The 19,449-nt window shown below is 68.8% G+C and carries 17 protein-coding genes; 12 read left to right on the top strand and 5 right to left on the bottom strand.

Translation table 11 applies throughout. The features are described from left to right. Positions 1 to 222 precede the first annotated feature (222 nt). The 11 genes from ASF18_RS13315 (at position 223) to ASF18_RS13265 (ending at position 10,549) form a co-directional block, all read left to right on the top strand. Positions 223 to 486 carry a hypothetical protein gene (locus ASF18_RS13315; protein WP_056216120.1) on the top strand — a complete coding sequence of 88 codons (264 nt, stop codon included), beginning with the start codon at positions 223 to 225 and terminating at the stop codon, positions 484 to 486. An 83-nt stretch (positions 487 to 569) separates the two neighbouring features. Continuing rightward, positions 570 to 1,385 (top strand): transglutaminase family protein, encoded by an 816-nt coding sequence (locus tag ASF18_RS13310; RefSeq protein WP_056352199.1) that lies wholly within the window; start codon positions 570 to 572, stop codon positions 1,383 to 1,385. Positions 1,386 to 1,430: 45 nt separating this feature from the next. Beyond that, positions 1,431 to 1,781: a hypothetical protein gene (locus ASF18_RS13305; protein ID WP_056216124.1), complete on the top strand. Its 351-nt coding sequence runs from the start codon at positions 1,431 to 1,433 to the stop codon at positions 1,779 to 1,781. 394 nt (positions 1,782 to 2,175) lie between these two features. Next, positions 2,176 to 3,393 (top strand): ABC transporter substrate-binding protein, encoded by a 1,218-nt coding sequence (locus ASF18_RS13300; RefSeq protein ID WP_056216126.1) that lies wholly within the window; start codon positions 2,176 to 2,178, stop codon positions 3,391 to 3,393. Positions 3,394 to 3,545: 152 nt separating this feature from the next. Further along, positions 3,546 to 4,400 carry a branched-chain amino acid ABC transporter permease gene (locus ASF18_RS13295; RefSeq protein WP_082487503.1) on the top strand — a complete coding sequence of 285 codons (855 nt, stop codon included), beginning with the start codon at positions 3,546 to 3,548 and terminating at the stop codon, positions 4,398 to 4,400. Between the two features lie 13 nt (positions 4,401 to 4,413). After that, complete coding sequence (locus ASF18_RS13290; RefSeq protein ID WP_082487501.1) at positions 4,414 to 5,469, top strand: branched-chain amino acid ABC transporter permease; 1,056 nt, start codon at positions 4,414 to 4,416, stop codon at positions 5,467 to 5,469. Beyond that, a complete protein-coding gene (locus tag ASF18_RS13285) occupies positions 5,466 to 6,254 on the top strand; it encodes an ABC transporter ATP-binding protein (RefSeq protein WP_056216128.1) in 789 nt (262 codons plus the stop codon). The genes ASF18_RS13290 and ASF18_RS13285 overlap by 4 nt, the downstream gene beginning before the upstream one ends. Further along, the gene (locus ASF18_RS13280) at positions 6,251 to 6,964 is read left to right on the top strand and encodes an ABC transporter ATP-binding protein (protein ID WP_056216130.1); all 714 of its coding nucleotides are present in this window, start codon (positions 6,251 to 6,253) and stop codon (positions 6,962 to 6,964) included. The genes ASF18_RS13285 and ASF18_RS13280 overlap by 4 nt, the downstream gene beginning before the upstream one ends. 23 nt (positions 6,965 to 6,987) lie before the next feature. Continuing rightward, positions 6,988 to 8,235: a Zn-dependent hydrolase gene (locus ASF18_RS13275; RefSeq protein WP_056352195.1), complete on the top strand. Its 1,248-nt coding sequence runs from the start codon at positions 6,988 to 6,990 to the stop codon at positions 8,233 to 8,235. Between the two features lie 23 nt (positions 8,236 to 8,258). Further along, complete coding sequence (locus ASF18_RS13270; RefSeq protein ID WP_056352191.1) at positions 8,259 to 9,761, top strand: M81 family metallopeptidase; 1,503 nt, start codon at positions 8,259 to 8,261, stop codon at positions 9,759 to 9,761. Beyond that, positions 9,758 to 10,549 (top strand): FCD domain-containing protein, encoded by a 792-nt coding sequence (locus ASF18_RS13265; RefSeq protein WP_056216136.1) that lies wholly within the window; start codon positions 9,758 to 9,760, stop codon positions 10,547 to 10,549. Before ASF18_RS13270 ends, ASF18_RS13265 begins: the two co-directional genes overlap by 4 nt. Positions 10,550 to 10,608: 59 nt before the next feature. Here the strand turns inward: ASF18_RS13265 and ASF18_RS13260 are convergent, their stop codons facing one another. The 5 genes from ASF18_RS13260 to ASF18_RS13240 all read right to left on the bottom strand — a co-directional run bounded on the left by ASF18_RS13260 (position 10,609) and on the right by ASF18_RS13240 (position 17,878). Continuing rightward, positions 10,609 to 12,207 carry a Tad domain-containing protein gene (locus ASF18_RS13260; protein ID WP_244472696.1) on the bottom strand — a complete coding sequence of 533 codons (1,599 nt, stop codon included), beginning with the start codon at positions 12,205 to 12,207 and terminating at the stop codon, positions 10,609 to 10,611. A gap of 81 nt (positions 12,208 to 12,288) precedes the next feature. After that, complete coding sequence (locus ASF18_RS13255; RefSeq protein ID WP_244472695.1) at positions 12,289 to 12,867, bottom strand: TadE/TadG family type IV pilus assembly protein; 579 nt, start codon at positions 12,865 to 12,867, stop codon at positions 12,289 to 12,291. A gap of 100 nt (positions 12,868 to 12,967) precedes the next feature. After that, entirely contained in the window at positions 12,968 to 13,651 is a 684-nt protein-coding gene (locus ASF18_RS13250; RefSeq protein WP_244472694.1) for a TadE/TadG family type IV pilus assembly protein, read from the bottom strand. A 420-nt stretch (positions 13,652 to 14,071) separates the two neighbouring features. Next, positions 14,072 to 15,058, bottom strand: coding sequence for an AraC family transcriptional regulator (locus ASF18_RS13245; RefSeq protein ID WP_082487495.1), 987 nt, complete (start codon positions 15,056 to 15,058; stop codon positions 14,072 to 14,074). Positions 15,059 to 16,534: 1,476 nt separating this feature from the next. Continuing rightward, positions 16,535 to 17,878, bottom strand: coding sequence for a flagellin (locus ASF18_RS13240; protein WP_082487493.1), 1,344 nt, complete (start codon positions 17,876 to 17,878; stop codon positions 16,535 to 16,537). Positions 17,879 to 18,186: 308 nt separating this feature from the next. On the opposite strand from ASF18_RS13240, the gene chrA reads away from it, so the two are divergent. After that, entirely contained in the window at positions 18,187 to 19,446 is a 1,260-nt protein-coding gene (gene chrA / locus ASF18_RS13235) for a chromate efflux transporter (RefSeq protein ID WP_056352184.1), read from the top strand. The last annotated feature ends 3 nt before the right edge of the window (positions 19,447 to 19,449 follow it).

The raw sequence follows: 19,449 nt of genomic DNA, 5'->3' as shown, positions 1-19,449 counted from the left end.
CTCCCGATGCAGCCCTGTCGGATAAGCGAACTTTCTCTCGGTCCGAGATCGACGAGGACTGGACTAAAGTGTGCAGGGCCGATGAGACGACGCATCGTTGCGGTAGATTGCGATTTTCGAACCGTTGCGACCCGAACTCTGCTAAAGACCTGTTATTCGGCTCATGAGATAGGGACCCGTCCGGGCTCCTGCGGTGACCTCGTCCATCGAGAAAGACACCGCATGCCCTACGAGAAACCGACGATGGAGTTCTCGGACCTGACCGGACAGGCGACCCAGGACGGCATCACGGTGACGGTGAACGTCTACCGCTTCGCCGGCTCCCAGGATCCCTGGACGCTGGAGGTCATCGATCCGACGGGATGGTCGACCCTCTGGGACACCACCTTCGCCTGCGACGCGGATGCCCTCGACGCGTTCACCGAGGCCGTCGAGGCGGGCGATGGCATGCGCGTGTTCCTGGAGCCGCCGCCGACCCTGCACTGAGGGAAGCCCCTCGGCCAGCGGAACCGCCCCCTCGCGGCCCGGCGGCCCCCTCCCGCGCGCGACGACAATCCCGGAGAGACCCCATGCGCATCCTCGTCGGCTGCGAGATGACCTACACCTTCCCCCAGCCCACCCCGGTCATCGCCACCCTCAACGTCCATGCCTCGCGGGTTTCGGACCTGGAGCGCCCGGACCACCTCGTCACGCAGCCCGCGGTGCCGCTGGAGGGCTATCGCGACAGTTTCGGCAACTGGTGCCAGCGGATGACGGCTCCGGCCGGCGCGTTCACGCTGAAGACCGAGACGATCGTGCGCGACGGGGGCCGCGGGGACCATCCGCACCCGACGGCGGCGGAGACGCCCATCGCGCAGCTCCCGACCGACAGCCTCCTGTTCCTCCTGGGCAGCCGCTACTGCGAGACCGACCGCCTCTCGCAGATCGCCTGGGACCTGTTCGGCCATCTGCCGCCCGGCTGGAGCCGTATCCAGGCGATCTGCGACTACGTGCACGACCGCATCACCTTTGGCTACGAGCATGCCCGCGCCACCCGGACCGCCTTCGAGGTATTCGAGGAGCAGCGCGGCGTCTGTCGCGACTACGCGCACCTCGCCATCGCCTTCTGCCGCTGCCTCAACATCCCGACGCGCTACTGCAACGGCTACGTCAGCGACATCGGCCTGCCGCTCCCGCACGCACCGGGCGACTTCGCGGCCTGGATGGAGGTCTTCCTCGATGGAAGCTGGCACACCTTCGATCCGCGCAACAATGCGTCGCGGATCGGCCGCATCCTGATCGCCTACGGCCGGGATGCGGCCGACGTGCCGCTCACCCTGACCTTCGGGCCCAACACCCTGACCCGATTCGTTGTGACGACCGAGGAAGCCCCGGCCGTCGCCTGACCGGCGCTGCGAAGCGCCCCCGCTCCCAACCGAAAGCCGAACCCCATGACCTCCCCCGCCATGCTCGCCGAGAACGTCTCCATCGCGGATCTCGCGGGCCGGAACGCCGACCGCCTCGAGTACCTGAGAGGCGTCTACCGCAACATGGTCCCCGACCAGGCGCGCAATCCGACCCTGCGGGTTCGGATCAGCCGCCTCGGATCGGAGGTTCGGCCGGCCTACCGGATCGAGCGCGACGATACCGACGGCCAGACCGTCGTGTTGGGGTTCTACCAGGGCGACAAGCACAAGCCGCTCCCCAAGCGGCTCCACGATTGCGACGGGCCGAGCTGGAGCAGCGAGACCATGAGCTACGTCGAGCTGCGCGCCCTGCACAACGGCGCGATCGGGGTCTGAACCGGCCTCCCCCTCGGGGTCGGATCGGCGCGTCCGTCCAGCCCCAGACCGATCGGCGACGCCTTGATCGGCTGGCGCGCTCCGGCCTGAGGCGGGCGTGCGAAGCCCGCCGGCGTCGCCACCGGGAGGCGGCGCGCTTCCCCAACGACAACCTCAGCCGCCACGACGACGTCGCCTCGATCGAATCGACCTTCGCACTCGGCCCGGTCAAGCGCGCCAAGACCCGGTCGATCCTGCAGCGATAACGAGCATCGCCTGCCTGAAATCCCGGCTCACGACCCGCAATTGCACAAGTGCAGCGCAACATCCACGACCGCTTGACGGATCGAACACGCGCATATTCTATGCGTATAGTTTGGATAGTTCGTCCGGCGCGAGAGCGAGGAGCGGTGCCATGCGTGATCGTCGTGCGTTTCTGAAGACCTCGCTGACGGCGGCCGCCCTGGGGGCTTCCGGCCTCCCGGTGTCCGGTGTCCTGCGCGGCGCCCACGCGGCGGAGGGGCCTCTCGTCATCGGCGCCCCGTTGCCGATCTCCGGCGCCTTCGCGGCCAACGGCAAGTACGCCTCGCTCGGCGCCGCGTTCGCGGCGCAGGAGGCCGGCAAGGTCCTCGGACGCACCGTCACGGTCGCGGACATCGACACCGAGGGCAAGCCGGCGCCGGCCGCCCGCAAGGTGCAGGAGGCGATGGCGCAGGGCACCCGGCTCTTCGCCGGCGGCATCCTCTCCTCCGAGGCCCTGGTGATGGGCAAGGAGGCGGCGAAGTCCGACGGCGTCTTCATCACCACGGCGGGGGCCGACGAGATCACGGGCTCGGACTGCAACCGCAGCACCTTCCGCTGGACGGTGCCGACCTTCGGCGCCATCGCACAGACGGTGCGGCCCCTCATCGCGCAGATGCCCAACGCCAAGCGCTGGTACACCATCACTCCGCAATACGTGTTCGGCGAGGGCCTGCTGAGCGCAGCCAAGGCGGTCTTCCAAGAGAAGGGCATCGAGCATGTCGGCAACAGCTATCACTCGCTGGCCGAGAAGGAGTTCAGCGGCTACCTGACCAACGCGATCGCGGCCAAACCCGACGTGCTGCTGCTCCTCAACTTCGGCTCGCAATCCTCGGATGCCCTGCGCCAGGCGGTGAGCTTCGGCCTCAAGAAGCGCATGACCATCGTGCTCGCCTGGGCCTCGGGCCTGGAGCAGTTCGAGGCCCTGGGTGCCGATCTCTGCGAGGGCGTCTATTTCGGCGCGCAGTACTGGCACGGCATCGACTCGCCCCTGAACAAGGCCCTGGTGGCCAAGGTCCGCGAGACCGCCAGGATGACGCCGAACTACTCCTTCGCCGGCTCGTACCAGATCACCAAGCTGCTCCTCGACGCCGCCGCCAAGGCCGGCAGCGCCGACGGCCCCGCCGTGATCAAGGCCCTTGAAGGGATGCGCTATGCCGGCCTGACCGGCGAGGAGGAGATCCGCGCCGCCGACCACCAGGTCATCAAGGATTACTACCTGCTCAAGGGCAAGGCGAAGTCCGCCATGAAGGACAAGGACGACTTCGCCGACGTCATCCAGTCCGGCAAGTCGTTCCTCTCGCCCGAGGCCGCCGGCTGCAAGATGGCGTGAGGAAGATGGCGTGAGGGCTGGCTCCGACCCTCCCCCCTCCGCGGAGGAGGGTGGTCGCGGAGCGACCGGGCGAGGGGGCGACCTCTCCGGACAGCGCGCACCCCTCACCCGACCCGCGACGCGGACGACACCTTGGCTGAACGGGAGACTCCGTGACCTACCTGTTCCAGATCCTGAACGGCCTCGGGCTCGGGATGCTCTACTTCCTCCTGGCGGTGGGCCTGAGCATCATCTTCGGGCTGCTGCAGTTCGTGAATTTCGCCCACGGGGCGTTCTACCTGCTGGGGGCCTACCTCGCCTACGAGGGCGTCGAGCGGGGCCTGAGCTTCTGGGTGGCGATGCCGCTCGCCGCCCTCGTCGTCGCGGGGCTGGCGGCCCTGACCGAGCGGCTGCTCCTGCGCCGGGTCTACAAGCTGCCCCACACCTTCCACATCCTCGTCACCGTCGGCCTCGCCCTGGTGGTGCAGGAACTCGTCATCATCGTCTGGGGACCCCTCGGCGGGAACGTCGCCCCGCCGGAGGAACTGAGCGGCGTGTTGATCCTCGGCGACTTCGTCTATCCGGAGTACCGGCTCTTCGTAATCGGCTTCACGGCGCTCCTGGCCGCGGGCCTGTGGTGGCTCCTCGACCGGACGCGGCTCGGCGCCATCGTGCGGGCGGGGTCGGAATCGCCCGCGAACATGGCGCTCCTCGGCTACGATACCTTGCGCATCAACACCGCCGTCTTCGCCCTCGGCGCGGGGCTCGCGGGGCTGGCCGGGGCGCTGGCCGCCCCCATCCGCGGCGTCGAGCCCTTCATGGGCGTCGAGGCGCTCGGCATCGCCTTCGTGGTGGTGGTGATCGGCGGCATGGGCAGCTACGCCGGGGCGCTCGCCGCCGGCCTCCTCGTCGGCATCGCCCAGAGCCTGATGGCCACCCTGTGGCCCGAGGGGGCGCGCCTCGTCATCTATCTCGGCATGGCCGGCATCATCATGGCGATGCCGCGCGGCCTGTTCGGCCGGGCCTGAGGAGGATTTCGCGATGGTCCCTCTTCTCGACCGGCCTCTCGTCCAGTTCGGCCTCGCGCTCGCCGCCGTGCTGATCCTGCCCCTCGTCATGCGCTCCGGCACGCTGGCCAGCGAGATCCTGATCTACGGGCTGGCGGTCGCCGCCTGCAACCTTCTGCTGGGCTATACCGGCCTCCTCTCCTTCGGCCAGGGCATCTTCTTCGGCCTGGGCAGCTACGTCGCCGGGCTCGGCCTCGTCCGCGCCGGCCTGCCCGCCCCCGTCATGCTGCTGCTGTCCCTGGCTATGGGGGCGCTGGTGGCGGCCGCCGTGGGCTGGGTCTCGATCAGGCGCCAGGGCGTCTACTTCGTCATGCTGACGCTGGCCTTCTCGCAGATGTTCTACTTCCTGGCCTACACCTTCAGCGGCCTCACGGGCGGCGACAACGGCCTGCTCGACATTCCCCGCCCGCGCCTCGCCGGCACGGTTTTAGCCGATCCCTGGACCTACTACGCCTTCGTGGCCGTGCTCTTCCTCGGGCTCTTCGCCGCCCTGCAGCGGGTCGCGCTCTCGACCTTCGGGCGCACCCTGCTCGCCATCCGCGACAACGAGGGCCGGGCCGGGGCGATCGGCTATCCGGTGCGCGCCTTCAAGGTCGCGGCCTTCGCGATCTCCGGGGCGGTGACGGCCTTCGCGGGCGCGCTCCACGCCATGCTGATCGGCGTCGCGCCCCTCTCGAACATCGACTACCATACCAGCGAGACCCTGCTGATCATGACGATCATCGGCGGCAGCGCCAACCTGTTCGCCTCGCTCCTCGGGGCCGGCGCCTACCTGCTCGCCGCCGACGCCCTCTCGGCGATCTGGCCGCGCTGGCTCCTCCTCCTCGGGCTCCTCCTCATCGTCATCACGCTGTTCCTGCAGCGCGGCCTCTGGGGCCTGATCGAGCACGCCGTCGCCCTCGTGACGCGGGCGCCGCCGGTCGACGATCCGGCGCCGGACCGGCCCGTGGTGACCGCCCCCGAGGTCGCGCCCGCGCCGGAGGCTCTTCCCGGCGCGGAGACCGGCCGCGCACCGGAGGTCGCCCGATGAGCGCGCCGATCCTCGCCACCGACGCCCTGGGCGTCCGCTACGGCAGCTTCGTCGCCCTGCAGGACGTGACCCTGCGCATCGCCGAAAACAGCGTCCACTCGATCATCGGCCCGAACGGCGCCGGCAAGACGACCCTGTTCCATGCGCTGACCGGCCGGATCGCGCCCTCGGCCGGGCGCATCACCCTGGGCAGCCGGGACATCACCCGCACCGCCGACCACGAGCGGGTGCGCCTCGGCCTCGCCCGCTCCTTCCAGGTCACCAGCCTGTTCCCGACCTTGAGCGTCCGTGAGAACCTGCGGCTGGCCGCGCAGGGCAAGACGCCCTGGCAGGCGCTGGCCCCCTGGCGCCGGGCCGAGGCGAACCGGCCGGCGCTGGCCATGGCCGAGGCGATGCTGGAACGCCTCGACCTGACCGCGGTGGCCCTGCGCGCCGCGGGCGCGCTCTCGCACGGCCAGCAGCGGCGCCTGGAGGTCGGGATGGCGATGGCGGCGGCGCCGAAGGTCATCCTCCTCGACGAGCCGACCTCCGGCATGGGCATCGACGACATCGCCGCCATGACGGCGCTGATCCGCGACCTCGGCCGCGACCACACCGTCCTGTTCATCGAGCACAACATGGGCATCGTCATGAACATCTCCGACACCGTAACGGTGATGCGCGCCGGCCGCGTGCTGGTGGAGGGGCCGCCGGCCCGGGTCCGCGACGACCCGGAGGTGCGGCGGGCCTATCTCGGCAACATGATCACGGGCGACCTCACGCCCGCCCGGGCGCACGCCTCGTGAGCGGCCCGGTCGCCCTCAGCCTGGACGCGGTCCAGGGCTTCTACGGCAAGAGCCACATCCTCCAGGGCGTCAGCCTGGAGGTGCGCGACGGCGAAATCGTCTGCCTGCTCGGGCGCAACGGTGCCGGCAAGACCTCGACGCTCAAGGCGATCAGCGGCCTCCTGCCCCCGCGCGGCGGCCGGGTGCAGTTCCACGGAACCGACGTAGCGGGCTGGCCCGCCCACCGCATCGCCCGGGCCGGCCTCACCCTCGTGCCGGAGGACCGGGGCATCTTCAGCCTGCTCAGCGTCGCGGAGAATCTCGCCATCGCCGTGCGCAAGGGCTCGCCCTGGGGCCTGCGGGACATCTACGCGATGTTCCCGCGTCTCGAAGAGCGCCGCCGCAACGGGGGCGCGCAGCTCTCGGGCGGCGAGCAGCAGATGCTCTCCATCGCCCGCGCCCTCCTCTCCGGGCCGAAGCTCCTCATGCTCGACGAGCCGGTGGAAGGCCTCGCCCCCGTCATCGTCGAAGAGATCGTGGCCCAGATCCGCGCCATCCGCGAGGCCGGGGTCCCGATCCTGCTGGTGGAGCAGAACCTGGCGGTCTGCACGAGCCTGGCCGACCGCCACTACATCCTCGAACTCGGCCGCGTCGCCTACGCGGCCGGCAATGCCGACTTCGTCGCCGACGAGGCGGCGCGCGACCGCTTCCTCGGCGTGAAGGCGGCGTGAGCAGCAGGGACTCCGAAACACCGATGTCGAACCTCACCATCAACGCCGAACGCCTCTGGGACACCCTGACCGAGACCGCCGCCATCGGCGCCACCCCCGACGGCGGCATCGCCCGCCTGACCCTGAGCGACGAGGACCGCCGGGTGCGCGACTGGCTGCGGACCCAGGTCGAGGCCCTGGGCTGCACCCTCACGGTGGATGCGGTGGGCAACATGTTCGCCCTGCGCCCCGGCCGGAACCCGGACCTGCAGCCCATCGCGCTCGGCAGCCACCTCGACACGCAGCCCACGGGGGGCAAGTTCGACGGGGTGCTGGGCGTGCTCGCCGGGCTCGAGGTGCTGCGCACCCTGGACGGGGCCGGCTACGTCACCGAGGCGCCGCTGCTGCTGGTGAACTGGACCAACGAGGAAGGCGCGCGCTTCGCCCCCGCCATGCTCGGCTCCGGCGTCTATGCGGGCATCTATGCCGGCGACTGGGCCGAGGCGCGCCAGGACAGCGCCGGCACGCGCTTCGGCGAAGCCCTCGACGCCATCGGCTACCGCGGCACGGCGCCTGCGGGCGCGGTGCCGTTCGGGGCGATGTTCGAACTGCACATCGAGCAGGGCCCGATCCTGGAGGCGGAAGGCGCCACCATCGGCGTGGTGCAGGGCGTGCAGGGCATGCGCTGGTTCGAGGTCACCCTGGAGGGCCGGTCCGCCCATACGGGCTCGACCCCGATGCCGCTGCGCCGCAACGCGCTGGTCGGCGCCGCCCGGCTGGTGGAGGCGGTGGACGCCGCCGCTCAGGCGCACGCCCCCGACGCGGTGGGCACCGTTGGCCACCTCACGGTGACGCCGAACTCCAACAACGTCATCCCGGGCCACGTCTTCCTCACCGTCGATCTGCGCCACCCGCAGGACGCGGTGCTCGACGCCCTGGAGGCGGAACTCGAGGCGGCCGTGGCGCGCGTCGCCACCGAGCTCGGGCTGGAGACCCGCCTGCAGGCCATCGCCCGGACCGCGCCCGTCGCCTTCGACCCCGAGTGCATCGCCTCCGTCCGGCGGGCGGCCGCGAAGGGCGGCCACGCCACCCGCGACATGGTCTCGGGGGCCGGCCACGACGCCGCCCACGTCGCCGGCCTGGTGCCCACCACCATGGTGTTCGTGCCGAGCGCCGGGGGCCTCAGCCACAACCCGGCCGAATCCACCGCCCCGTCCGAATGCGCCGCCGGCGCGCAGGTCCTGCTCGACGCAGTGCTCGACTACGACGCCCGCCACAGCGCCGCGGCCTGACCCCAACGACACGAGTTGCCGCCATGCGCATCGTCACCGCCCGGGTGAACCACGAGACCAACACCTTCTCGCCCCTGGCCACCCCGCTGGCCGCCTTCCACCCACTCTGGGGCGACGCGGCCCTGGCGGCGGGCCGCGACAGCACCACGGCGCTGGGCGCCTTCATCCGCTTCGCGGAGGCGCGCGGCGCCACCGTCGCGGTGCCGGTCTCGGCCCATGCCAACCCGAGCGGCCCGGTGGCGGACGCGGCCTTCGAGACGCTCTGCGCGGCGATCCTCGACGCGATCCGCCCGGGCTGCGACGCCATCCTCCTCGACCTGCATGGGGCGATGGTGACGGAGAGCCACGACGACGGCGAGGGTGCGCTGCTCGCCCGCATCCGCGCCCTGGCGCCAGGCGTGCCGCTCGGCGTCGCCCTCGACCTCCACGGCAACATCACGGACGCGATGGTGGCGCAGTGCGACGCGCTCGCCGGCTTCAAGACCTACCCGCACGTGGACATGGCCGAGACCGGCGCCCGCGTCGCCGGGATCGTCGGGCGCATGCTCGACGAAGGCCTCAGGCCCCACCGCGCCTGGGTCCACCCGCCGATGCTCGCCCACACCCTGCGCATGGACACCCGCGTACCCGGCCCGATGCAGGCGGCGGTGGCGGCCGCCCGGGCGGCGGAGGCCCGCCCCGGCGTGCTCGCCGCCACGATCTTCGGCGGCTTCTCCCTGGCCGACCTCGCCGAGGCCGGCGTCTCGGTCACGGTCACGGCCGAGACGCAGGGCGCCGCCGACGCGGCGGCCCGCGACCTCGCGGCCGGGCTCTGGGACGCCCGGGACGCCTTCGTCTACGCGGAGGCGCCGCTGGCCGAGTCCATCGCGGCGGGACAAGCCGCGCTGGCGCAGCCCGGCGACGGCCCGGTGCTCCTCCTCGACCACGGCGACAACTGCATGTCGGGCGGCACCTGCGACGTGATGGACGTGCTCGCCGCCGCCCTCGACGCCGGGATGGACGGCATCCTCGCCGGCCCGATCTGCGATCCGGAGGCCGTGGCCGCCCTGCACGCGGCGGGCGTGGGCGCCCGGGTCGCCTGCGGCCTCGGCAACCGCGTGCCCCTGCCGGGCTTCCCGCGCCAGGCCCCCCTCCCCCTCGCCGGCACGGTGACGGCGCTGGGCGACGGGGACTACGTCATCACCGGCCCGACCTATACGGGCCAACGCTGCCGCATGGGCCGGGCGGCGGTGCTCGACACGGGCGCGGCCCGCATCCTCGTCACGGAAGAGCCGCACGAGCCCTGGGACCTCGGCGTGTTCACCAGCCTCGGCCTCGACCCGGCGGCGGCCCGGGTGCTGATCCTGAAGTCGCGGATGTATTGCCGGCCGGTCTTCGAGCCCCTCGCCCGGGCGGTGGTGGAGTGCGCGAGCCGGGGCGTCACCAGCTCCGATTACGGCCTGTTCCCGTTCGCCAAGCTCGCCCGCCCGATCTTCCCCCTCGACGCCGACGCGGCCTGGGCTCCACCGAGTCCGGCTCCCCGATGACCACGCCCGAGGTGGACGGCCCGCCCGCGCCGATGCGGCGGATCAAGCTGTCGGACCAGATCGCCGAGGATCTCTGCAACCGGATCGCCCGCGAACGCCTGGCCCCCGGCGACCGCCTGCCGAACGAGCGCGCCCTGATGCAGCATTACGGCTGCGCCAAGGGCACGATCCGCGAGGCCCTGAAGGCCCTGGAGGTCCAGGGTCTGGTGACGATGCAGTCCGGCCCCAACGGCGGCCCGGAGATCCGCCCGATCTCGGTGGACGCCGCCGCGCAGCAGCTGCGCCGGTTCCTGCATTTCCAGGAGCTCGACTTCGCCCAGGTCTACGCCCTGCGCCGCAGCCTGGAGGTGACGCTCGGCGTCAGCGTGGTCGGCCGCCTCGGCGAGGCGGAGTTCCGCCGCCTGGAGGCGAACATGGCCGCCTGCGAGGCCGCCAACGCGGGCGACCAGCGCGGCCTCGGCCGGGTGGTCGAGGTCGATTTCCACGACATCCTGTGCGACGCCAGCGACAACCCGCTCCTCGCCTTCATGTGCCGGTTCCTCAACAGCCTGCTGCGCGACCTCGTGGAATTCCGCAGCGACAGCCTCACCGAGCACGAGGCCTTCGGCGCCCACAACCTCGAAAGCCACCGCGCCCTCGTGGCCGCCTACCGGGCCGAGGACGCCGAGGCCGTCCGGCGCGAGATGCACGAGCACATGTGCTGCGCCGAGCACTTCATGCAGCGCCTCGATGCCAAGTTCCGCAAGGACCTGCTGAGCCGACGGGGCGCGAACGGCGCGGGTGTGTGAGGGTCGGGCCCGGGACGACGGCCCTCAGCGTCTGGAAGCCGGCCCAGGGACGGGTGCCCTCACTGGGTCAGGCGCAGCGTTCCGATGCTCTTTCCGATCTGGTCGAAGGCCGCGATGAGGGCGTCCGAGGTGTTGGCGATGAACGCCTGGCTCTGCGAACTCGCGCAGCCGTTCAGCAGGCTCAGGCCCTGGCTGTCGATCGGATCGCCCGCGGTGCTGAAGCCGATCGTGTAGAGCTGGATGCCGGCCGCCTTGGCGTTGGTGCAGGCCGTCTGGGTCAGGGCGTCCAGGGCGTTGCGCGCCTGGGTGGTGGTCGTGAGATTCTGGTAGTTGGGCGGCAGGCGCCCGTTCGGCGTCGAGCCGTCGGCGTTCTTGAAATACCCCATCGAGAAGAAGAACGTCCCGTTGTAGTTCTGGTAGGGGTTGTCGCTCCAGCTGTTCGCCCCGTCCGTCATCAGGATGATGATCTTGTTGACGTTCGCCGAGGCGTAGGAGCCGCCATCGCCGAAGACGCTGTTGGGCGACACCGTGCGCCATCCCCACATCAGGCCTTCGAGGATGTTCGTCGCGCCCTGCGGCTTCAGGCTCGAGACCAGCGACTTGAGGATCGTGACGTCGTTGGTCAGCCGCTGCAGGGGCTGACTGGTGCAGCCGAAATTGGGTCCGTTCGGCAGGGCGAGGTAGGAGCTCTCCGTGGGCGCCGCGCCTTGGGGATTGACGTACTTGCAGGCCCGCGCCTCGGTGGCGGCGAAGCTCAGGCTGGTGTCCGCCTTGCAGGAATTGGAGCCCGTCGCGTCGTTCAGGTAGCTGTTGAACGTGTAGTTCCCCGCATAGGTCGTATAGGACGTCGTCCCCTGACCGGGCTCGTCGGGTGCGAACATCGGGACGTAGAGGGAATCGGCGCTCGCCCCCGGTTGCCCGTCCTGGACGTTCAGCGGATAGGGCAAGGTCTCCAGGCACCCGCCCCAGCCCCAGCTCGGCGAGACGGTCTTGAGGGAATCGAAGATCCCGAACCGACTGGTGAACCCGGCCGCCGTGGCGCCGCTGACGTTGTTCCAGTGGTAGGAGGATTTGCCGAGCTTATCGATCCAGGCCGCGTTCCGGTACGTGACCGGATTGACCGCGACGGACGCCGCGAAGGGAACGATCGAGATCCGCGTATCCGCGGTGAAGGCGGGGTTGTTGTGGACGTAGTCGATGAAGTTGTTCGCCGCCTGCTGGGCGGCCTGCATCTTCGTCGTGCTGCCGCCGCTCGAACTCATCGAGCCGGTCGTGTCCAGCACGAGGGCGATCTCGAACGTCTTCGGAAGCGGCGTCGCGCATTGGGCGACGGCGGTGGGATTCAGATCCAGCGTCTTGGAGACCTGGCCGAACAGGGCCGGCGAGCTGATATGGGTGGCCAGGACGATCTTGCGCGGGCTCGTCGTCACGCTGATGGGATCGACCGTCAATCCGGCGGCTCCCATGTAGCCGGCCATCATGGCCTGGGCTTGGGCCTGCATCTGGGCCGTGGTCGTCGTGCTCGGGCTCTGGCACAGGCTCAGGGCCGTCGCATCGGTGGCCGCCTGGAGCTTGGCCTGCATCCGCGTGGCGGTTCCGTAATCGAGGGCGGCCCCCGCGAAGGCGAGCAGCGGCAGGCTCGCGAGCGCGAAGATCACCGCGACGTTCCCGCGGCGATCGCCGTGGAAGCGTTGGACCAAACCAGGACGACGCACGATCATCTCCTCACCTCGTCGCACTCAGGTCACGGGGGCGGGGCAGGGCGATCCCTTGGGCAGGACCACCTCGCTGTAGGGGTTCACCCCGTAGGGCTGGCCGCCGCGGGTCGGCCAGGGCGTGTTGACGGTCAGGGTGATCTGCCCGTTGGTCCCGCCGAGCTGGTTCACCAGGGCGCTGCCCAGCATCGGCGCGTAGGGCATCGTCACCTCCGCGAGGATGTAGCGGGTGCCGGTGACCTGGAATCCCTGCGGAACGCTCAGGTCCGCGGCGGCCCCGGTGGCGCGCGCCTTGGCGTTGTCCGTGGCGGCGCTCGAACAGACGACGGGCCTCAGGGAGAAGCCCTTCAGGTCGACCCCCAGCGCGCTCACGACGATCTTGACGTTCGTGGTGTCGAAGGGACGAAGAATGAGCTTGGCCGACTTCAGGATGTCGGCCATCGCCGCATCCGTCATCGGGTTCTGCTTGTCGCCCTGCGACGTGAGATCCGCGACGGCCCGCGACAGGAGGGTCACCTTGCGCCAGTTGTCGACACCATTCGACAGCTCGATGATGCCGACCAGCAGCAGGAGCATGATCGGGAAGATGAGGGCGAATTCCACCGCCGACACGCCTTCGGCCGCCCGCCCGAACGAACGGGCACGGATCCGGACGGCGTGGATGTTCCGGGCAGGTGGCGGGAAGGAGCCTGGCGAACCCATGTCAGGTGTTGCAGCCCGTGGTCGATGTCGTCTGGTAGGGCTCCGTCCGGAAGACGGCCGTCGACAGCATCAGCTGGGATCCATCGGCGAAGGTATTCGGGCTCAGCTTCAGGAACGAGAAGAACACCGGAAACTTCGCGGCCGCCGAAACGATGACGATGGCGCCCGGCTGCGGACAGCTGAACTGCGTCCCGGCCGTGCGGGACCAGCCGCCCGTGCTCGAGTCGAACGGGCTGGAAACGCTGCCGCTGCCGTAGGACCCGCTCAGCGTGACGTCGAGCTTGATCGACTGGCAGTCGAAGGCCGGCATCAGCGCGCCGGAGTTGCAGAGATTGTCCCGCAGACGTCCCAACAGAACGGCCGGGTCCCGCTGCCCGCTATTGGCCACCTGAAAGGATCCCGTCAGAATGGATCGGCTTGCCTTCTGCACAGCATAGTCGAGGTTCTGCGCAGCCCAGACCTGAAACGAGATCTGGATGATCGCCGCAAGCATCGTGAAGAACGGAATTGCAACGAGCCCGAATTCGACGGCGGTCGCGCCACGACTGTCCGAGCGGAATCGTTCGAGCAGCGCAACCGCACGCACATTGAGAAAAACGTCGGCTTTTCCGGTCGTTTCAGGCTGGCAGGGATGTCCTGTACGATTCAAGACCATCTTTCGAAAGGTTTTCTGATCGAACAGCATCGGAACAAGTTTCTGTGATACAAGCTCTATAACGCAGAAGTTGCATGCGGCTCGATTTTTAAATCTTACGCGCTACAGGCATACGGGCCAGCAATTCACAATGTATGAATCCGTTTTTCGAATTTTTGCTTTCGTGCACCTTCGGACTCCTGCGAATTGAGCACCGGCCAGTCCGCGGGCGGTCCGCCCGTGCCCAACCGGGGCTTCTCCGGACACCGATTCCCGCGCATCCGGGACGAGGCGGGCCCTGGGATCGAAGCGCCGCTCGGTCCCGGGGCGCCGACGTGTCGGGCGCGAGATGCACGAGCACATGCGCTGCGCCGGGCACTTCCTGCAGCGCCCCGATGCCAAGTTCCGCAAGGACCTGCTGAGCCGACGGGGCGCGAACGGCGCGGCGCCGTGAGCAGGACCCGCGATCGGCTAGAGTTCACGCAGCCAGGACAGCAGGCGTGACGCGCGGTCGTCGTGCGGGCAGACCTGGCAGGTGGCGTCGACCTCGCTCGGGTTCAGGCCGTACTTGCGCCGGAACGCCCGGCTGAACACCTGCTCGTTCTCGAAACCGCTCTCGAACGCCAGTTGCGCGATCCTCGGGCGCCGCCCGCCGGCGGCGCAGGCGAGCTGCTGCATGGCGTGCGCGAGGCGCCGGCTGCGGATATAGGCGTAGACCCCCCCATCGGCCTCGAACAGCTTGTAGAGGGGCGTCCGCGACAGGCCGAACTTGGCCATCAGCGTCTCGGCGTCGATCGCGGCGAGGTTTCGGTCGATTTCCTGGCGCACGGCGATCCCGAGGACGCCGGTGTGATTGTAGGCGCTGTCCGCCTCCGCGATGAACGCCGCGTTGCAGAGGGCGATGGAGGCTTCGGCGAGCCTGTTCTTCTGCAGCGGGGCCGCCGTCCGAAGGCAGGTCCGCAAGCCTTTCAGATGGTCGGCGAGCAGAAGGGTGAGGGGTGTGGTCGTCGGAGGGATGACCCGTCCATGCCAGCTCGACGGATCGCCGCGCCAACCATCCAGGACACGGCGCGGCACGATCGCACCCAATTCGGCGCCCCCGCCCGCGCGGTCGATCGAGAGCTCCTGAGAAAGATCGAAGACGACCAGCATCTCCTTCTCGATTTCCGAAACGCACCTTCCGGTTGCAATCTTTTTCCGACCTGAGAGCTGGAGGGAGATGCAGATGTGATCGATGTTCTGGTTCGCGATTTGAGACAATTTTCTCTCCGCGACCTGCTTGAAGCCGTCGGTCTCGGTAAACATCATTTTCTTCAGATTATAATATCTTTGGTATACACTGCACGGAACAAAGACGTCCTGCTCGCAACGCACCTCGAATAGATCCGCCAAGGCATCAATCCAGGCTCTTCGACGCGTATTGTTGTCGGCGATGCTCTGGAAAAGATACTCTATCATCTATCCGATCCAGTTCTATGGCCCTCTCGATTGACCTAAAACAGTCCGGATATCCCGGAGTACGCCTCCCGGACAATCTATTGTTCGCTCTTCGCGCAGTGAATAGCGCCACAGCGGATCCGCACGCTCCGGGATGGATTGTCTGGATTGAAGGACGGAACGTCCGTCCGTGCACACGCCATCGTCAGTCTCAGAACGCCGCGCGCGCTGCGCTGCACCCGTCTTGCGTGCACGCGCGCGGTTTTGGCTGACTGAAACGGCCCTGAGTCGGTTCGCGGAGATGCGTGCGTCCCGGTCGGACTCGTCGACGCGTGCCGCCCGACCAGGCGCGTGCCTGCGGCGGATTCCCTCGGCGAAGCCCATCCTCGGAAAAGGGCGCCCAGGGTGCGGAACCCGCATCGACGGGCGACGCGGAGGCCGCGGACAGCGCCTGCGATCTCGGTCGAATGGGCACACCATGCAATCGCTCCTCCCGACTGGGATAGAGAAAGATCAGGCGCCGTATCTATCTTCCATAAGATTCAGATATATCTATAATTTACATTATAAGTTGGCCTATAGACTGCGACTTCGAACCTCATCCCGGAAACAGAAAGACTATTTCCTAGTCCGGACCGGACGGGTGGTCTGACGGGTCGCTCCGCCCCTCGGACGGAAGCCTGCCAATCTCGAACGCCGGGAGAGTGGAGCACGCGCAACGCGGGACGGTCCAAGAACGATGGTGCCGACCGGAAGCCCCGATCGCGGCCCGCCGGAGGATAATCCAGGAGGTCACTGGCGTATGACCTTGGAACTATTCCAACAGCAACGGAACGGATCAGGCTCGTCTTTCATCGCGGTCGACTCTGCATTCGACAGAATAATTCCCGAACGAGCCCGCGATCAGCGGCCCATAGACCTGATAGTAATCTACACTTATCTGTAATCTACGCTGAGACGAAACAGAGTTATTTGAACATAGATGAGACTGAAAATTGTCAGACCGGATGGATCAGAGAAATCTCCGTTGTAGAATCCGCTTCCGATGGGCCGGAAGGGATGCGGCGGACGAGGCTGGAGCAGGCGGGGACGGGGCTTCCGGCGATGTCCGCTCGTTCGCGGCAGGGCCGTCCGTCAGGGGCCCGGCCGGGTCCGGTTTTGCCGGGCGCCCGGTCGATGAACGTCCGGCCCGCTTGCGCGTCCGGCCGGTAACGAGTGCCTCAAACCCGCCTGCAAACCCGATTGTCGTGAAGATCGCCCATGAGACGAGACACACGAGCCCGATCCGCACACCGTCCCACGAGGGGGCGGACTGCGTCATCATCACGATGGCACCCGTCAGCGCTGCCCCTGCGGCAAGCCATCTGGACAGTTCGGAAGCGAGAGCCATGGCCGGCCGGATCATGCTGAGAGAGGGGCCGCGGTCGCACCGGCGTGCGCGAACCCCGGGCGCAACTCGGCGCGGTCAATCGAACCGCGCCGAGTTGCTGGGTCCGCTTAGCGCAGGAGTTGCAGGATGCTCTGGTTCGCCTGATTGGCGAGGGACAGCGCCGAGACGCCGAGCGACTGCTGAAGCTGCAGGGCCTGCGAGTTGGCAACCTCCTCGTTCATGTCCGCCGCCGTCAGGTTGGAGGCGCCGGTCGCGAGGATGTTGGTCATGCTTTTGGTGAAGTCCTGGCGGGTCTGGATGATCGACATGTTCGAGGAGAGCACGTTCGATTGGGTCTTCAGGGTGTTGAGCGCACCGGTCAGCGCGTCCGCCGCTTTCGTGAGGTCCGCGTTGTTCTGGATGCCGAAGTTCGACCCACCGGCGGACGTGGCTATATCCTGCATCAGACCGATCCCTAGGTTTGCTGAGTTGGTCACCGTGCCTTGCACGACGAGCTTTGACTGGTCCGGCCCGGTCAACTCGTTGAAGACGACCGAGGTCTTGTCGCCGTTGAGCAGATTGATGCCACTGAAGCCGGAATCCTTGGCTGCGGAGTCGATCTGGGTGCGCAAGGTGTTGAACTGCTCGACCAGAGCCGAGCGGGCCGCCGAGGTGAGGCCGCCGACGACGGCATTCGACTTCGCACCGAAGATCCGCGTCGTCGCCGTCGTGTTGGCGGTGAAGCCGGTCGCCGGCGGCGTCGCGGCGGCACCGAGATTGATGGTGAGAGGATCGGATCCCTCGCCGACCACCTGCATCAAACCCTGGTTGTCCACCGACGCGGTGGCGAGGCCCGACTTGTTGATCTGGCTGACGAGGTCGGCGACCGTGTCGGACGCCGTGATCGTGTAGCTGTAGCTCGCGTTGCCAGCCGAAATCTGCAGGGTGTTGACGGTCGTCGCCAGCCCGACGTTTCCGTTGGCACCGGCCTTGGCCGGGGCGACCGGAGCGATCAGGGTCATGCCGAGGGAGTAGTCACGGACGCTCATGCCCGCGGCAGTGGCCAAGTTCGGAGCACCGAGGACGGCGGTCCCGGAAATCTTGGGCAGGTTCTGCGCGGCGCTGCTCTGGGCCTGCTGCACCACCGCCTGCATCGACTTCACGTAGGTGCTGATCGTGTCGAGGCCATTCGACGCCTGCTTGATGGTCTGGATGCCGTTGGACATGCCTGCGAGCAGGCTCGTCAGGGAGCCGGCGCGATCCGTGAGCGCCTGCGCGGTGAAATACTTGACCGGATCATCCAGGGCGCTGTTGACGCTCTTTCGAGTCGTCAGGCGCTCCTGATTGGTAGACATCAGCGACGCGGTGTTCTGCAGAGAGAGCACGTTGTCACGCGCAGCCTGAGTTAGACCAACAGAATAGTCCATGAGATGCAATCCAGGTTTGGAGCCATCAATGCCGTCTAGGCACATCAATCTCGACCGGGATTGGTTTATGGATTTGTAAGTACAGACCTTCGAGTCGATTGATTAGGTGACGATCCGTACTTTACTTAGGACGATGCGTACTATAGCGAGACTTGATTGCTCTGCGCCTCGTTTGGGCGTTTCCCGCGCGGCGCGCCTGCGGTCCGCCGGTGCGCCGCGCCCCGGGGACGGGCCGGCCGGTGGGAATCGCCGCGACTTAGGCCGCGCCGGATGGTATCCGCCCGCCGAACCGGTCCATGGTCGATCGAGAGCGGGATGGGTGCTGCAGACGTGTCGACGATGAGGATCACCGCGTGAACGGGCAGGCACAGCCTCCATTCCCCAAGACGCGTCCGGGTCCCGGCCGGGCCGCCGAGGTGTTCGGCGTGTTCCTCAAGCTCGGTCTGACGTCCTTCGGCGGTCCGATCGCGCATCTTGGCTACTTCCGGGACGAGCTGGTGCAGCGCCGGCGCTGGATCGACGAGGCGGGCTATGCCGACCTCGTCGCCCTGTGCCAGTTCCTGCCGGGGCCGGCCTCCAGTCAGGTCGGCTTCTCCCTCGGGCTGCTGCGGGCCGGCGGCCTCCTCGGCGGGCTCGCCGCCTGGGCGGCCTTCACGCTGCCCTCCGCGCTGGTGCTCCTCGCCTTCGCCCTCGGGGCCGGCGCCCTGACGGGCCCCTGGGCGGAGGCCGTGCTGCACGGCCTCAAGCTCGTGGCCGTGGCGGTGGTGGCCCAGGCGGTCTGGGGCATGGCCCGCACGCTCACCCCCGACCGGCCCCGCGCCGGGATCGCCGTCGCGGCGCTGATGGGGGTCGTCTTCCTGCCCGGCGCCGTCGGACAGGTGCTGGCGATCGCCCTCGGGGCCGCGGCCGGGCTGATCCTGTGCCGGGGTGCGCCCGCCGCCACCGTCGGCCGCCTCGCGGTGCCGGTCTCGCGCCGGGCGGGCGCGGTGGCGCTGATCCTGTTCGCGGGGCTGCTCGTGGGGCCGACCCTCATGGGGCCGGCCCTGCTCGCCCCGAGCGGCGCCGCGGGTCCGGCGGGCCAGGGGCTCGCCCTGTTCGACGCCTTCTACCGCGCGGGCGCCCTGGTGTTCGGCGGCGGCCACGTGGTGCTGCCGCTGCTGCAGGCGGAGGTGGTCGGCCCCGGCTGGATCGATCCGGCCCGGTTCCTCGCCGGCTACGGCGCCGCCCAGGCGGTGCCGGGGCCGCTCTTCACCGTGGCGGCCTATCTCGGCGCGGCGGTCGGCCCGGTGCCGCACGGCCTGCCCGGGGCGGTCATCGCCCTGGTGGCGATCTTCCTGCCGGGCCTGCTCCTGGTCTACGGCGCCCTGCCCTACTGGGACGGCCTGCGCGCCCGTCCCCGCGCCCAGGCGGCGATGCGCGGCACCAACGCCGCCGTGGTCGGCATCCTGGGAGCCGCCCTCTACGATCCCGTCTGGGTCAGCGCCGTGGGCGATGCCCGCGACTTCGCCCTCGCGGTCCTGGCCTTCGTGCTGCTCACCGCAGGGCGGGCGCCCCCCTGGATCGTCGTCCTGCTCACCGCGGCCGGCGGGCTCGTGCTGGCCCGGCTCCGCTGACCC

The organism is Methylobacterium sp. Leaf89 (assembly GCF_001422215.1).
Lineage (GTDB): Bacteria > Pseudomonadota > Alphaproteobacteria > Rhizobiales > Beijerinckiaceae > Methylobacterium.
This window is presented reverse-complemented; position numbering and strand designations above follow the sequence as displayed.